This window comes from Rhodopirellula islandica, from assembly GCF_001027925.1.
Lineage (GTDB): Bacteria > Planctomycetota > Planctomycetia > Pirellulales > Pirellulaceae > Rhodopirellula > Rhodopirellula islandica.
Genome location: NZ_LECT01000028.1, coordinates 257,656 through 272,072, shown reverse-complemented (window position 1 = coordinate 272,072; position 14,417 = coordinate 257,656). Strand labels below are relative to the sequence as shown.

Below are 14,417 nucleotides of genomic sequence, written 5' to 3'. Positions count from 1 at the left end.
ATTGAGCAATCAGTCCATGATAGGCCGAACGAGGTTGGTCCGCTCGTCGATGCCAGGTCAACGTTCACGAGTTCGGTGGAGATTTTGGCCAAGGTGATTTGGGTTTTGGTTTGGCCGGTTCTGGTGCGGCGTGTTTGCTGGTGTTGGTCTCGCGAACGGAGGGCTCACTTGTGGTTGGTTCGCGTGTGATCGGCTGAGCAGGTGCCGGAGATTTCTCGGTGGCTGGGCGGTCGCTCGCGTAGGGTTTGGGGCCTTGGTATTGGTAGTACGTGCATTCAATACGGCCGTTGTAAAGTTTCCGACGGCGATTCGCGGAACGACCCATCGCCCGTTCCAAGTTTGAGTACGCGGTCAAGATGTACTTCGACCAGGTGGGCAGCTTCTCAAAGATCTGGGGCAACGATTCGTACAACTCGTCGAGTTCCCAATCTTCAGGTCCCTCGCTGTCTGGGTCGCCATGATCGGCGGCATCGAAGCGAGACGAATGGCCGGATCCGATGCGTTGGCCGTAGGGCGGGTTGGTGATCACGCAGCCGAAGCGTTTGCTGCTGCTGATTTCGTGAACCGGCATGGCTTGGAAATGAATGTCATCTTGGACACCGGCGCGAATCGCGTTGTCTCGGGCAGCGGTCAGGACACGACCATCGATGTCGCTGCCCAACAGCTTTTCTTCCAGCGGCGGCAAGCTTTGGTTGGCCGCCGTGGAGCGGGTGTCGGACCAGAGTTCGGCGGAGAAATTGGGCCAGGCTTGGCAAGCAAATTCTCGCTCGAGTCCAGGTGCTAGGTTGCGACCGATCCGGGCCGCTTCAATTGGAATTGTGCCGCTGCCACAGAACGGGTCGATCAGAGGGCGACCGGATCTCCAGTAGCTTAGCAAGACCATTGCGGAAGCCAAGGTTTCTTTCAGGGGGGCTGAGGAGATGTGAGTTCGGTATCCCCGGCGGTGCAGGCTGCGGCCGGTTGTGTCGATCGTCAATGTGGCGACGTCTTTCACGATCGCCACGTCGACTTTGTAGAGCGGTCCGGTTTCGGGCAATTCACTGGTCCGGTGGTCTCGCATCATCGCATCAACGATGGCTCGCTTCACGCTTCGCTGGCAGGCTGGAACGCTGGTCAACGTCGACTTGATGGAGCGGCCTGTGACCGGAAACGCAGCGTCGGCGGGCAGCAGCTTTCCCCAGTTGATCTGACGGGTTGTTTCGAACAAAGCATCAAAATCAGCGGCAGGGAATTCCGCGACGCGGATCAGAATCCGGTCGGCCGTTCGGAGCCAGAGATTGGCTTGGCAAACCATCTCGGGTGTGCCTCGGAACGAAACGCGTCCGGAATCACTGATGGTGGCCTCGATGCCCAGTCCTTTCAATTCCCGTTTGACGATCGCTTCCAAGCCAAACGCGCAGGGGACAATCAAGTCAAATGGCTGGGGGGCGGTTGCGGGGGAGGAAGCGATCGATTCGCTTGGTTTCTTTTCCATCAGTGGTCAGACGTGGACGAAGTGTGGTTCAGAGCTGTTGATGTCGTCAAATTGGACATGGTTTTTGACTGCGTGGACGAGGGACACCATAGTCGATTGGTCGTCCATTTGGACGCACGGTTGTTTGGGAATCACTCTGTTTCGCGGTGGTTATCAGGTTTCGACAGGCCTGGTCCTTGCTTGATCTCAGCCGGAAACTTTGTCTGACCCTCGCGATGCGCCCATTCGCCTTGAAGCGGTCCGGGGTGGCGGCGAATCGTTCTTCCCATTCACCTTCGATACGATATGCTGCGGGACGATCGGAAACACGGCTGCAGCCGATCGAGTCCAAGCACGAGCCGTGAAACTACCCCAGGTATCAGAATGACGACTGAGGCGGCAACCATCCCAACCAATCCGGGCCAGAGCGATTCAGAGGCTGATTGGCAGACGCCAACCGAGTCTCAGAGTCTTGCCTCGGCGAGCTCTCCTGCCCAGGCGGGAACCTACAGCGATCCAACCAAACGCTCGATTCGCTGGGATTACACGATCTTTTTCGTGACCCTGCATTTGCTGACGCTGTTGGTGCTGCTTCCCTATTTCTTTTCTTGGGCCGGCGTCGCCGCGTTTGTGATTGGAGTAGTTGTCTTCGGGCAATTGGCGATTCCAATCGGTTACCACCGGATGCTTTCGCATCGTAGTTTTCGGTCACCCAAATGGTTTGAGCGGACGCTGGTGACATTGGCCATGTGCACGGCTCAAGAAACGCCGGCGCACTGGGTGGCTTGGCATCGCATGCACCACAGTCATTCGGATCACGCGGAAGATCCCCACTCGCCGCGAATCAGTTTCGTGTGGGCCCACGTGCGATGGCTGGTTCACGAAAGTCGGACACGCATGGCGACTTTTTCGATGTACGAAAAGTATGCCCGCGATATTCTGTCGGACCCCTATTACCGATGGATTGAAAAACTGCCCAGCCCAGCGGGAATGTTCTATCTCGCTCACGCGTTTGTGTATGCGTTGTTGGCCGTCGGGATCTCAATGCTCGTTTACGGCAACAATGCAGACGCCTATCAGATGGCGGCCAGCGTATTTGTTTGGGGAGTGATCGCACGAACCGTTTGGGTTTGGCACATCACGTGGTCGGTCAATTCGTTCACGCACGTGTTTGGATACCGGAACTACCAAACGACGGACGACAGTCGCAACAATTGGTTTGTCAGCTTGCTGACCGCGGGCGAAGGTTGGCACAACAACCATCACGCGGATCCGGCGAGCGCGTCGGTTCAACATCGCTGGTGGGAAATCGACCCCAACTACTACATGATCCGGTTGTTCGGAGCCCTCGGTTTGGCAACCCACATCATCCGCCCTCGCCACGTGCGAAAGAGCGGAGCTGAAAGCTAAGCAGGTCGGCAGGAGTCATTCGGCATGGGATCCGTTTTGGGAAGCGTCGTTGGTTTTGGTTCTGTCCCACGCCCCAACGGGGCAGCCCTAACAAAGAGTCCCAAAATGCGCTCGTGGTCTGTCAGGACTTGTTTTTAGGGTAGTGGACGAGGCCACGAGTCCTGAACTGGCGTCAAATCCAAGGACTCGTGGCCTCGTCCACTACGATCAACCCTAACTTTTAGCTGTGACAGACCACTAGGACCGCCCCGTTGGGGCGAAGTCGAGGAACAGAACTTTCGCAGTCCAGAACGGTGTCGTCTCTCAGGTTTTCACTGTCCGGCTAACGCTGGGCTGCGAAATGTTTGCTATTGGCGTTCTGGTAACGAAAGCAATTTTTCTTCCGGCTTCTGTCGTTTTTCATCCCGGTAGGGATTTCAGATGGTAGCCGGGGGTTGCTGCGTAGCAGCGTACCCCCGGAAAACGAACTCCCATAAAACTCTCCATCCCGCCGTGGCCAATGGCCACGGCGGGATGGAGAGTGGCGGCGTGGGGGGCGTGTCCATCGGTGGCGCTATCGCTTACCGACGGCTACCATCTGACATCCCTACCGGGATGAAAACTTGCGCAAACGAATACGCTCCACAACACCAAACATTTCGCGGTCCAGCGTTCGTCTGTCCTCGCCCCAGTCATTTTGCAGTTGCCGGCAAAGTTTGACTTCACGTCGCAGTTTGACTGATCCGCAGTGTTTGCCTGGCCGATAAAGACGATGTTCGCGCGATCGGTGCGCCGGAAATGTCTGGCGAGCCGACCTGACGCGAGGTGTCTTCACGTCATTCAACCATGGGTTTGTCTTCGTCGCTATGTCGGAGCAACAGTCCACGACCGAATCCGTTCTTCGCGTTCAAACCGCGAAGCCGGAGCTGCCAATCGATACCCCGATGCGGCGATGGATCATGCAGTGGGGAACCGCGGTGGTGGGTGGGGTGACTGCGGTCGGTGACTTGGCCATGTTCACCTGGCAAATGTTTGTCTGGATGTTCACACGGATGCCGCGCCGCGACACGGTGCTGGTCAACTTTTACCAGGTGGGCGTGCTGAGTCTGCCGGTGGTGGCATTGACCGGTTCCTTCATCGGGATGGTGTTGGCCGTTCAGAGCTACTACCAATTCCACACCATTGGTTTGGAAACGCACTTGGGAGTGGTGATCAACACCTCTTTGGTCCGCGAGTTGGGGCCGGTTCTGGCAGCGACGATGTTGGCCGGCCGAGTCGGTGGTGCGATGGCAGCGGTCTTGGGCACGATGCGAGTGACGGAACAAATCGATGCGTTGACCACCATGGGCGCTGACCCGATCCACTACTTGGTGGTGCCGCGGTTCATGGCCTGCCTGCTGTTGATTCCCGCGCTGACCATTGTCGCGGACTTCATGGGCATCGTGGGTGGGTACTTCTACAGTGTGATCATTCTTGGAATCGACCGAGCGGCCTACTTGCATCACTCACGCGAAGGCGTCGTTGCGTTTGATTTGTTCAACGGGATCTTCAAAAGCATATTCTTTGGTGGCGTGATTGCAATCATCAGTTGCTACCGCGGTTTCAATTGCCAACCCGGCGCCGAAGGCGTTGGCAAAGCTGCCACGGAAGCCTTTGTGTATTCGTTTGTGATGATCCTCGCGATCGACCTGTTCCTGAACATCGTTTTGGACTGGGTGTATTTCAGTTTCTACCCGGAAGGCACGAGTCTGTTCTAGTGAGCGATCCCAACCCTCCTATCGATCCATTCGACCAAGAAGCTTCCCAAACGCAGGCTGAGGAATCAGCGGTTGCGGTGAAGGAGCCTCCTTTGGTGGAAGTCGAAAACCTGGAAGTGTCCTTCGATGGCCAAGCGGTCTTGAAGGACATCAGTTGCCAGATTGAACGTGGTCAAACCGTTGCTGTGATCGGCGAGAGTGGCTGCGGCAAAACGGTGTTCATGAAGACGATCGTTGCCTTGGTGCAGCCAACTGTCGGTCGGGTGCTGTTCGATGGCGAAGACTTGTCGCTTCTCAACCCAGCGGAGCTGGCAGTGATTCGGCGGCGATTCGGATTTGTGTTTCAGCACGCCGCGTTGTTCGACAGCATGAGTATCTTTGACAACGTTGCGTTCCCGATCCGGCAGAACGAAGAGGGCACGGACGAAGCTGAGATCAACGACCGGGTCCGCCAGCACATCAGCGAAGTGGGATTGCCAGAAGAGGTGATCTACAAGCGGCCAGCCGAACTCTCAGGAGGCATGCAGAAACGGGTGGGGTTGGCTCGCGCGTTGGTGCTGCGTCCTGAATTGGTGGTCTACGACGAACCAACCACTGGGCTGGATCCGATCATGAGTGATGTGATCAACGAATTGATTCTGCATACACGGCGGATGTACCCGGTGACCAGCATCGTGGTCACGCACGACATGCACACCGCACGAAAAGTGGCTGACCGAGTGATGATGTTTTATCCGCGACGTCGGCTTGATGCCGACCAATCTCAAATCCTATTCGACGCTCCACCCAGCCAACTCGAGCACGCCGAAGACCGGCGAGTTCGTCAGTTTGTACGGGGGGAAGCGGGGGATCGCATCCGCGAAATGACTCAGGGGATGGCTTGAACCATGGATGACAGCAAACTTCGTTTTGGTGTGGGCGTGCTCGTGATCGCAGCGATTGGAATCGCGGTGATCCTCACGTTTTTGTTCGGTGCGTTTCCCGCGATTCTAAATCGCGAGTACACGCTGAATGTTTATTTCCCGTCCGCCGACGGGATCAACGTCAATGCGGCGGTGTATCGCGACGGCGTCAAAATCGGACGCGTGGATGACATTCAGCTGCAAGAGAAAGGCGGCGTGATGCTGACCTTGTCGATGGATGAGAGCATTCGGATGACACACGAATACATTCCACAGATCGGGATCGGTTCGTTGATCACCGGCGATTCGAAGCTGGAGTTTCGGAAAGCCGATCGCCGAGAATTGGCTCAGTTGTTTGCGAACAACGAAGACATGATCAATCAGCTTTACACCGATGACGAAACATACCGTTACGGAAGTAAGCGGGAGGATCCGTTCAACTTGATTTTTGGAATGGAAGATGAGCTCGTCTCGACCTTCCGAAGCGTTCGAGGAGCGGGCGATGCAATCCAAGACATCGGCAGTGATATCAAAGGGTTGGTTCGTGACGTTCGCGGTGTGATCGGAATCAGCCCAGCGGCTCCCGCAACGACTCCGTCTGTTCCGATGGGAGGTTTCCCGCAATCGATGGCACCTGCACCAGCATGGGCGCGGCCGATCGCCTTGGTGAGCCAAACAAGTGTTCCGGGGAATGCTTCCAACAACGTGGTTCAGACTGTGGCGATGCAGCAGACGTTCCCTCCGCAAAGCACGCCTCCCCAGGGATTCACGCCGCCCCCTGGGTTCGGCACGCAGCTGGGGACGCCTGTGCCGGGCCAGTCTGGATTGCAGACACCACCCACCATCACGCAGTTGGCAGGGGAGGCTTCCCAGGCGGTCAAGGAGTTCGGGTTCTTGGTGCGAGATATCCGGTCGATCATCGGCGATCCCCGAATTCAGCAAAATGTCAGCGACACGGTCGACCGTTTGCCGGGTGTGTTGGATGAGGTGAAGGTGACACTCGAAGACGCTCGCGACACCTTTGAGACGTTCCGCGAAGTCGGTGGTCAGTTCGAACAGGTTGGGATTGTCGCGGAAGACGCGGTTTCGCAGACTGCGGCTGAGTTGCAGTCGACATTGGAGAGCGTCCGCAGCACGGCCAAGAGTTTCGAAGGCACCGCCCAGAACATCGAAGCCTTCACTGAACCTCTGGGTGAGCGTGGCGCCGAGCTGATTGAAGCGGTGCTGGTGAGCTTGGCCAACGTTGACAACGCGTTGGTGCAGTTGGACACGTTTGGTCGGACCCTCAACAGCAGTGACGGAACAGTTCGGCGCTTGCTGGAAGACGATGAGTTGTTTTACCAGGTCCAGCGAACGGTTCAGAACATCGAAGCCGCCTCCGCGAGATTGCGACCAATCCTGGATGACGTTCGTGTGTTCTCGGACAAGATCGCTCGCGACCCAAGGCAGTTGGGCGTCCGGGGTGCAATCACGAATCGGCCGAGTGGAATGGGGCTGAAGTGATTCAAAACCGGTGTCGCTGGACTCACTCAGCACCTGAGAAGGAGTGGTTCGGCAGCTGATTCGAGAGTAGCGAAACTCGTCAAGAGTTTCGATTTGTTCGACGAGACCCCGAAAGTCTTGACGACTTCCGCGACGGTGATGCCCTTTGGGATCACGCACCGGGCGGCTTGGGCCGTTCCGCTCGAAGAGGAAGTATCAGGGGCAGTGGCCTACGTGAAGCGTGAGATCGTCTGGTAGGCGATCAAGGCGGCAGCTGATTCGAGAGTAGCGAAACTCGTCAAGAGTTTCGATTTGTTCGACGAGACCCCGAAAGTCTTGACGACTTCCGCGACGGTGATGCCCTTTGGGATCACGCACCGGGCGGCTTGGGCCGTTCCGCTCGAAGAGGAAGTATCAGAGACAGTGGCCTACGTGAAGCGCGAGATCGTCTGGTAGGCGATCAAGGCGGCAACGTAGGCCAAGACGGTCATGTAGCCGAATTGGAACGCGGCCCATCCCCAGGATCCTGTTTCCTTTTTCGTGACCGCTTGCGTGGGCAGGCACTGCATTGCGAGCACGAAAAATACGAGCAAACTGACGCAGGTTGCGGGCGTGAAAACACGGTTCCCGTCCGCGTCGGTGGCCGACATCAGGCGAGCGTGCAGCGACGATTCGTCTTCGGGTTCAGGTCCCAGTCCATACAAGATGCTGAGTGTCGAAACGACCACTTCGCGAGCAGCGAAACTCGTCATCACACCGACGCTGGTCTTCCAGTCAAATCCCAGCGGGGCAAAGACGGGCTGCACAATTTTACCCATTCGCCCGATGACGGCGTATTCTTGCGACGCCAGAGCGCGACGGTTTTCAAGGTCCGATTCATCCAGGGTTTCGGCGTCCAGACCGGCTGTCTGAATCTGTTCGGCAAAGCGTTCTTCAGGCAGTTTGGGATACGTTGACAGCACCCAAATGCCAATGCTGATCGCCAGGATCACGACGCCAGCGTCTCGCAGGAATCCCCAGCCCCGTTCGTAGGCATGGCGAAGGGCATTGCTGAGCGAGGGAGTTCTGTATGGCGGCAAGTCCAGAATCAGCGGGGCGGCTTCGCCCGGCAGAATCGATTTCTTGAGAATCCATGCGACGAAGAAGGCGGCCACCATGCCGAGTGCGTAGGCCGACGCAAAAAGCAACGCTGCCAACCATGGGCTGGATGGAAACAGCAACGCAGCGACCATCGTGTACACGGGCAAGCGGGCCGAGCAGGTCATCAGCGGGATGACCATGATGGCCGCCAATCGGTCTCGCCGATTTTCGATGACCTTGGTCGACATGATCGCTGGGATGGCGCACGCATGAGCGGCCAGCAGCGGGACAAACGCTTGGCCGGGTAAACCGACGCGTCGCATCCATCGGTCGATCACCACCACGGCACGTGAGAGGTAACCTGAATCTTCGAGGATGGCCAGCATGAAAAACAGAATGCAGATCTGCGGCAAGAAGATCACCACGCCGCCAATGCCTGCCAAGATCCCGTCGGTGACCAGGCTGTTGAGGTCACCTTCGGGCAGCCAGCCTCCCACTGTTTCGGTGATCAAGCCGAAGGTGGCATCGAGCCATTCCATCGGGTATTGAGCGAGATAGAACACGGATGCGAAGGCGGTGACCATCACGGCGACAAAAATCACCGGGCCGAGAAAGCGGTGCGTGGTCAATTGGTCGACTCGGTCCGTCCATTCGTCCGAGGCAACGTAACCGGTTCGGGTGCTTTCGCGAGCCAGGGTGGATGCCCAGCGGTGACCGTCTGCAAACGGACAGGCTCCGCAAGCTCCGCATTCCAGTTCGGTCGTTTGGGCGTCAGCCCCCAACACAACCATTTTACGTGGTTGGAGTAATTGACGAAGGCTCGCCTTGAGTTGGGGGAGGCCTTCTCCGGTGCGAGCAGAAACGCCAATGACCGGGCAGCCGAGTTTTTGAGAGAGGATCTCCAAGTCGACATCAACGCCGCTTTTCCGCGCCAGTTCGATCATGTTGACCACAACCAGTGTCGGGCGTCCGCACTGGATGGCCTCGCGGGCAACGGCAAGGCTGCGTTGAAGGTTGGTCGCGTCGACCACGACCAACACGCCCTCGGGAGGGCACTCGGATTCGCCGGTGATGAACGCTCGTGCGATTTGTTCTTCGGGAGACGACGCCGTCAGGGAGTACAACCCAGGCAAGTCGACCAGCGTGCAGGACTGACCTTCCTCCAAATCCACGGTGCCAGTTCGACGGTCCACGGTGGTGCCGGCAAAGTTGGACGTCTTCGCAAGCAGATTGGTCAGTCGGTTGAACAGCGACGTTTTGCCGACATTCGGGTTGCCAACCATGGCAACCACACGAGCTTGGCAAAGCTGTTTGGGGGATGAATCTTCCGAAGAGTTGCAACTCGCAACCGGTGAAACGTTCATCCGTCGGTGGCCCGCACGAAGATCTGCTGAGCGATCTCTCCGGCGACGGCAATCCGGCTTCCAGCGGCTTTCAGGATCAGCGGGTTGCCTCGGCGAGACAGCTGGACCAATTGACCTTCAAACAGACCCAACGCTTTCAAACGTGACGCGCAGTTCTCCGGCAGGTCCAATCGAATGATTTCGGCACAGTTGGATCCACAACGATCCAGAGCGAGTTCGGCTATCAAAGCATCACCTGTAAATGAGAACGATTCTCGATTGCGTTCACTTTAGATCTTCGGAGCCCGCATGGGTAGAGGGACGGTCCACCGATTGCGCTTATATTTTTCGGTGGTGCTCCGCTGGCTGGCCCCCCGAACGAGCTGCTCTGCCGGATTCGAAGACGCTGGTTGACGGTGTCGCTGCGGGATGTTGCTGAGGGCTTTGTCTCGATTGGTGGCTCTGACGCGTCGTTTTTACCTCGCTTGTCTCTTTGCGTGGTTCTCATCGAGCTCCCTTCAAACTGTCCTCTGCACGCAGTTCTCTGCGCGCAGCCTGGCTCGATTCGGGAGAGGGGCATCCCGCGAAAATCCGCTGGAAAACGGTATCCAGAGGCCGCACGACCTCGGAGAGTGGGAGGGGCACCGGGTGGTGTACAATTGATGGCGGGAAGAGAAAGGGATTTGGCGGTGGATTTTTGTGCGTCTCGCTGCGTGTATTTCGCGGGGAAGATCATTGCCGTCGTGGCCCATTGGTCCTCGATCACGCAAATTCATGGAGCGAGACCGGAGAAGGAAACACTCGAAGTCCATGGGGGTGATTGAGCAGTTCGGTTTGAGCGTTTCGTTGAAGGAAGCAGATTCGATACGCTAGCCAACCTGCTCGCAATGTGCGTCTGACCAAGACGTTCTTCGACTTTTCATGATTTTCTTCATTGTGCGAGCTCTTTTCTTACGCCGGGTTGATTGATATGTCGCATACGACGGTTTCGAGTTTAGACGAGGTTCACATCTTGCTTGTCGAGGACAACGAAATCGATGTGATGGCGTTTGAACGCGGTATCAAAAAGAATGAGGTTCCAAATCCACTGACGGTGGCCGAAAATGGTCAAGTCGCATTGGACATTTTGCGAGGCGAGCATCCAACCAAGACGGTGGGGCCGCAGCGGATTGTTTTTTTAGATCTCAACATGCCAATCATGACTGGCGTGGAGTTTCTCGAAGAGATTCGGCGAGACCCGGAACTCAATTCGACCGTTGTGTTTGTGTTGACCACGTCCGATCACGAGGTGGATTTGGTCGCCGCGTACAAGAAGAACGTCGCGGGGTACATCTTGAAGTCTCGCGTTGGCGATGCCTGTCGGAACCTTCACGACCTGATGCGTTCTTACTGGCGAATTGTTGTGATTCCCTGATGCAATTGTTCGCTGGAGCGACCGCCCGTACCTGACGCCTCTTCTAGCAAGGAGTCGGTGGTTTGAGGTGTTCGCTTTCGTTCGCGATGTCGAGTCGTCCGTTCAGTCCAGCCAATCAAGTTGGGCTTCGTCGATGACAACCGAGTTGGAAACGTTGTTTCCGAAGTCTTGGAAGCGATCGAGTTGCCAGACGACTTGCTTGGTGGAAGGTTCCAGTTCAATCAGGATCGGTTGCCCGGGCCCTGCATGACAGTTGCCGATCACGTAGTTGCCATTCTCAAGGATTTGCAGGGTGGTGACCCAGGCCAGGCGGATTCCTGGGAGATCGTTTTGGTGGATTTCCCAAACGATTTTCTTGTCCGGTGTGACTTCGAGGACACTGTGCCCATTTCCGGACGCGATCAGCGTGTTGCCGTTGTCCATCCGCAAGGCGGTGAACAGGCGGTTGCCAAACGCTTCGGGGCCGTGGCCACCAGCTTCTTGCTTGCCGAACATCGGCACTTCGTATTCCCAGACCACGTCGCCGTCAGGGTTGTATTCGCGAGCCTTGCCATCGGCTTCATGGGCGACCAGGTAATTGCCTGATTTAAGTCGTCGCACCAAGCGGGTGTCAGTGTGTGCGTGGGGGTGCTCCACTTGGAGTGCAATCTTGTGGACGATGTCTCCATCGCGGTTGACTTCGATCAATCGCTGGGCGCCGGATTCGGCGATCATCAGGTTGCCGTTGGGAAGTGGTTCAAACGCGTGGATTTCGATTCGTTTGCCCTCGTTGCCTCCCTCTTTGCCACAATCGTAGCTCCGCACCACTTCTTTCGTGCTCGGATCGATTTCGACGACGGTTGCCGGGCCTTGGCGAGTCAGGATGTGACCGTTGGGAAGCAGATGTAGATCGTGAATGCCGCCCCAGTCCATTTGCCATCCAGTCGAACCGTCGGGTTCAACGACGACCAAGCCTTTTTTGCCGTGCAACAACACCCGGTGCTGAGCGGTCGTTTCCTCGGCCGACACCGGGCTGGTTTGCATCGCAAAACCAATCAGCGTTGCGGCGATGACCGGCAAGATTGCTCGGCGGGTGGTTCGCAATTGGGATGACGCGGTCGTCGCGCTGGATGAGCCGATCCAAGCTTGGAGTCTCTGAATCATGGGGACTTGCTTCTGCGGGGAGGGGATTTGGGAAGGGATCTTAGCGATCGCGTCCGATGATAGACGAATCTGCCGCCGGGGAGGCCGCGAGGGAACAGATTCACGCAATGATCGGATTGCAGGACTGCCCAAATCTGGCATGGCAAGAAAACTGAGGGTTTCGCGACTTTTATTGCGGGCCGGACGTGTTCTGCGGGGAATCAGACAGGTATTACTGCCGTCGGAGAACACTTTTGTGCAGCAATTCGGTCGGTTCTGCCGATCTTTGCCCGAACAGCCCGTCGCGTTGCGGCCTGTTGATTGAATCCTCACGCGTCGGGTTGTGAACTCGAGTGAATCAACAGGCCAGTTGTGGAGGGTGCGGTCATTTCCACACGGACAACTGCACTGAAACCGGGGCAACCGGGCAGAAACCGGGGGGTCGCCCTAGCAGCTTCCAAGACAATCCGATATGCTTCCCCGCTTCGTTTTTCGAAAATCACCATCCAACCAGTGTTGATGCCCTCATGGGAAACAAAATCAAAACGCACAAAGGGACCAAGAAACGGTTCCGCCTGTCGGCCACCGGCAAGGCAATGCACCGTCAAAGCGGTACAAGCCACTTGGCCAAGGGTTTGAGCAAAAAGCGTCGTCGTAACTTGCGTGGAACCACCTCCGTCGCCGTGTGCATGGAACCGACCATTCACGCAGCTCTGAACGGCCACAGTTACTGATTCGACCGGACTTTCACTTCATTTTCCACCACGGAATCCTACGGCCACCTGGTTGGGCGGAACTTCGGAGATCGAGCGGTCGCGTTGACCTTTCTTTCTGCCGGGGCCTGAATCAGGACGACCCGAAAGATCACCCCAGCATTTAGGAATTCAATTCGATGCGTACGACCAAAGGTGCCGCTCGCCGGCAATCCAAGAAGCGTCTGTTCAAACGAGCCAAAGGTTTTCGCGGTGGCCGCGGGAATCTGACGCGTACCGTCAAAGAGACCCTGCTCCGTTCGGGCGCGTTCGCATTCCGCGATCGTCGCGTCCGCAAACGTGAATTCCGCAAGCTGTGGATCATTCGGATCAACGCTGCCGTCAAGCAACATGGGTTGCGCTACAGTGAGTTCATTCACGGCCTGAACAAAGCCGAGATTCAACTCGATCGCAAATCGTTGTCGGAAATGGCGATTCATGACGCTGCCGGCTTCAAGCAAGTTTGCGACAAGGTCAAAGAGACTCTGGCTGCTTAAGTCGCCATCATGTCACTTGATCCATTCCTCTCCCGACTGGACCAGCTCCAGTCGGACGCTGAATCCGCGTTCGCGTCCGCTTCCGATGCGGCCGCGCTCGAGGAGGCTCGCGTGGTGTTTTTGGGGGCCAAGAAAGGCCAGCTCAAAGACATTCAGAAGATGCTGGGCGGAATCGAAAAGGCGGACAAGCCTGCCGCGGGTGCCAAGCTGAATGCGGTCAAGTCGGCGATCAACGTTGCTTTTGAAGACGCACAGCAGAGCCTTTCCGGTGGGAGCGATTCCGGGGCGGACCCGACCTTCGACCCGACGCTGCCAGGCACTCGCCCGTCATTGGGCCACATTCATCCGATCACGCAGACGATCAGTCACCTGACGGAGATCATGGGGCGGATGGGATTTGAGGTCGCCGAAGGACCCGAGGTCGAAGACCCGTGGCACAACTTCGTCGCCCTGAACATTCCCGAAGATCATCCCGCTCGTGATCCGCTGGACAATTTTTACCTGGCGACCGCGAAAGATCCATCGGGCAAAAGTTCGGTGAGTGCTGGTGATGAAGGCTCGCAGTTGCTGCGAAGTCAAACCAGCACGGTTCAAATTCGTGTGATGAAGCAGGTTCAGCCGCCGATCCGAATCATTTCGCTCGGCCGTGTCTATCGGCCCGACGCACCGGACGCGACGCACTTCCCGATGTTCCATCAGATGGAAGGGTTGCTCGTCGACACCAACGTGACGATGGCCAATCTGAAGACTGTCCTGCGAGTGTTCGCGAACAACTATCTCGGCGAAGACGTTGAGATTCGCTTCCGTCCCTCGTTCTTTCCGTTCACCGAACCCAGCGTCGAAGTCGACTTCTTGTGGAACGGAACGTGGATCGAATTTGGTGGCGCCGGGATGATCGATCCCAACGTGTTTGCCGCCGTTGGCTACGACCCTGAAAAGGTCAGCGGATTCGCATTCGGTCTTGGCGTCGAACGTCTGTGCATGCGGCGTCATGGAATCACCGACATTCGCGATTTGTACAGTGGCGACTTGCGATTCTTGAAACAGTTTTAAGTGGTTGGTGCGAGCGAGTCTTCGCTGGAGTGAGTTGGCTTCCGGCGAGCAGCTTGCCGTCCGAATTCTGGCGAATCCGGCTACCGGGTGTCACTCGTGTTGAAACACGGTCGACGCCAGATTCCGTGATGCTTCCTGTGATTTTCACTCCCTCCGACTTCAACTTCTGCCCA

General features: G+C 56.9%; 12 protein-coding genes. 8 read left to right on the top strand and 4 right to left on the bottom strand.

What is annotated here, in order from left to right:
* Nucleotides 1-64: 64 nt before the first annotated feature.
* Nucleotides 65-1,474 carry a THUMP domain-containing class I SAM-dependent RNA methyltransferase gene (locus RISK_RS14715; protein WP_047815040.1) on the bottom strand — a complete coding sequence of 470 codons (1,410 nt, stop codon included), beginning with the start codon at nucleotides 1,472-1,474 and terminating at the stop codon, nucleotides 65-67.
* Nucleotides 1,475-1,837: 363 nt separating this feature from the next.
* Between RISK_RS14715 and RISK_RS14710 the strand changes: the two genes are divergently transcribed.
* The 4 genes from RISK_RS14710 to RISK_RS14695 all read left to right on the top strand — a co-directional run bounded on the left by RISK_RS14710 (nucleotide 1,838) and on the right by RISK_RS14695 (nucleotide 7,004).
* On the top strand, nucleotides 1,838-2,863 hold the full coding sequence (locus RISK_RS14710; RefSeq protein WP_236696316.1) for an acyl-CoA desaturase: 1,026 nt from the start codon (nucleotides 1,838-1,840) through the stop codon (nucleotides 2,861-2,863).
* Nucleotides 2,864-3,708: 845 nt separating this feature from the next.
* Nucleotides 3,709-4,599 (top strand): MlaE family ABC transporter permease, encoded by an 891-nt coding sequence (locus tag RISK_RS14705; RefSeq protein ID WP_047815039.1) that lies wholly within the window; start codon nucleotides 3,709-3,711, stop codon nucleotides 4,597-4,599.
* Nucleotides 4,599-5,483 carry an ABC transporter ATP-binding protein gene (locus tag RISK_RS14700; RefSeq protein ID WP_047815038.1) on the top strand — a complete coding sequence of 295 codons (885 nt, stop codon included), beginning with the start codon at nucleotides 4,599-4,601 and terminating at the stop codon, nucleotides 5,481-5,483. The genes RISK_RS14705 and RISK_RS14700 overlap by 1 nt, the downstream gene beginning before the upstream one ends.
* Nucleotides 5,484-5,486: 3 nt before the next feature.
* Nucleotides 5,487-7,004 carry an MlaD family protein gene (locus RISK_RS14695; RefSeq protein WP_047815037.1) on the top strand — a complete coding sequence of 506 codons (1,518 nt, stop codon included), beginning with the start codon at nucleotides 5,487-5,489 and terminating at the stop codon, nucleotides 7,002-7,004.
* Nucleotides 7,005-7,411: 407 nt separating this feature from the next.
* On the opposite strand, the gene feoB is transcribed toward RISK_RS14695, so the two are convergent.
* On the bottom strand, nucleotides 7,412-9,427 hold the full coding sequence (gene feoB / locus RISK_RS14690) for a ferrous iron transporter B (RefSeq protein WP_047815036.1): 2,016 nt from the start codon (nucleotides 9,425-9,427) through the stop codon (nucleotides 7,412-7,414).
* A complete protein-coding gene (locus RISK_RS14685; RefSeq protein ID WP_047815035.1) occupies nucleotides 9,424-9,654 on the bottom strand; it encodes a FeoA family protein in 231 nt (76 codons plus the stop codon). Before RISK_RS14685 ends, feoB begins: the two co-directional genes overlap by 4 nt.
* Nucleotides 9,655-10,376: 722 nt before the next feature.
* Between RISK_RS14685 and RISK_RS14680 the strand changes: the two genes are divergently transcribed.
* On the top strand, nucleotides 10,377-10,820 hold the full coding sequence (locus RISK_RS14680; protein WP_047815034.1) for a response regulator: 444 nt from the start codon (nucleotides 10,377-10,379) through the stop codon (nucleotides 10,818-10,820).
* Between the two features lie 102 nt (nucleotides 10,821-10,922).
* Here the strand turns inward: RISK_RS14680 and RISK_RS14675 are convergent, their stop codons facing one another.
* Entirely contained in the window at nucleotides 10,923-11,963 is a 1,041-nt protein-coding gene (locus RISK_RS14675; RefSeq protein WP_047815033.1) for a PQQ-binding-like beta-propeller repeat protein, read from the bottom strand.
* A 506-nt stretch (nucleotides 11,964-12,469) separates the two neighbouring features.
* Here RISK_RS14675 and rpmI point away from each other — a divergent pair.
* From rpmI to pheS, 3 genes are all read left to right on the top strand, one after another.
* The gene (gene rpmI, locus RISK_RS14670) at nucleotides 12,470-12,676 is read left to right on the top strand and encodes a 50S ribosomal protein L35 (RefSeq protein WP_047815032.1); all 207 of its coding nucleotides are present in this window, start codon (nucleotides 12,470-12,472) and stop codon (nucleotides 12,674-12,676) included.
* A gap of 158 nt (nucleotides 12,677-12,834) precedes the next feature.
* A complete protein-coding gene (rplT, locus tag RISK_RS14665; RefSeq protein ID WP_047815031.1) occupies nucleotides 12,835-13,191 on the top strand; it encodes a 50S ribosomal protein L20 in 357 nt (118 codons plus the stop codon).
* A 9-nt stretch (nucleotides 13,192-13,200) separates the two neighbouring features.
* Complete coding sequence (gene pheS, locus RISK_RS14660; protein ID WP_047815030.1) at nucleotides 13,201-14,244, top strand: phenylalanine--tRNA ligase subunit alpha; 1,044 nt, start codon at nucleotides 13,201-13,203, stop codon at nucleotides 14,242-14,244.
* Nucleotides 14,245-14,417: the final 173 nt, after the last annotated feature.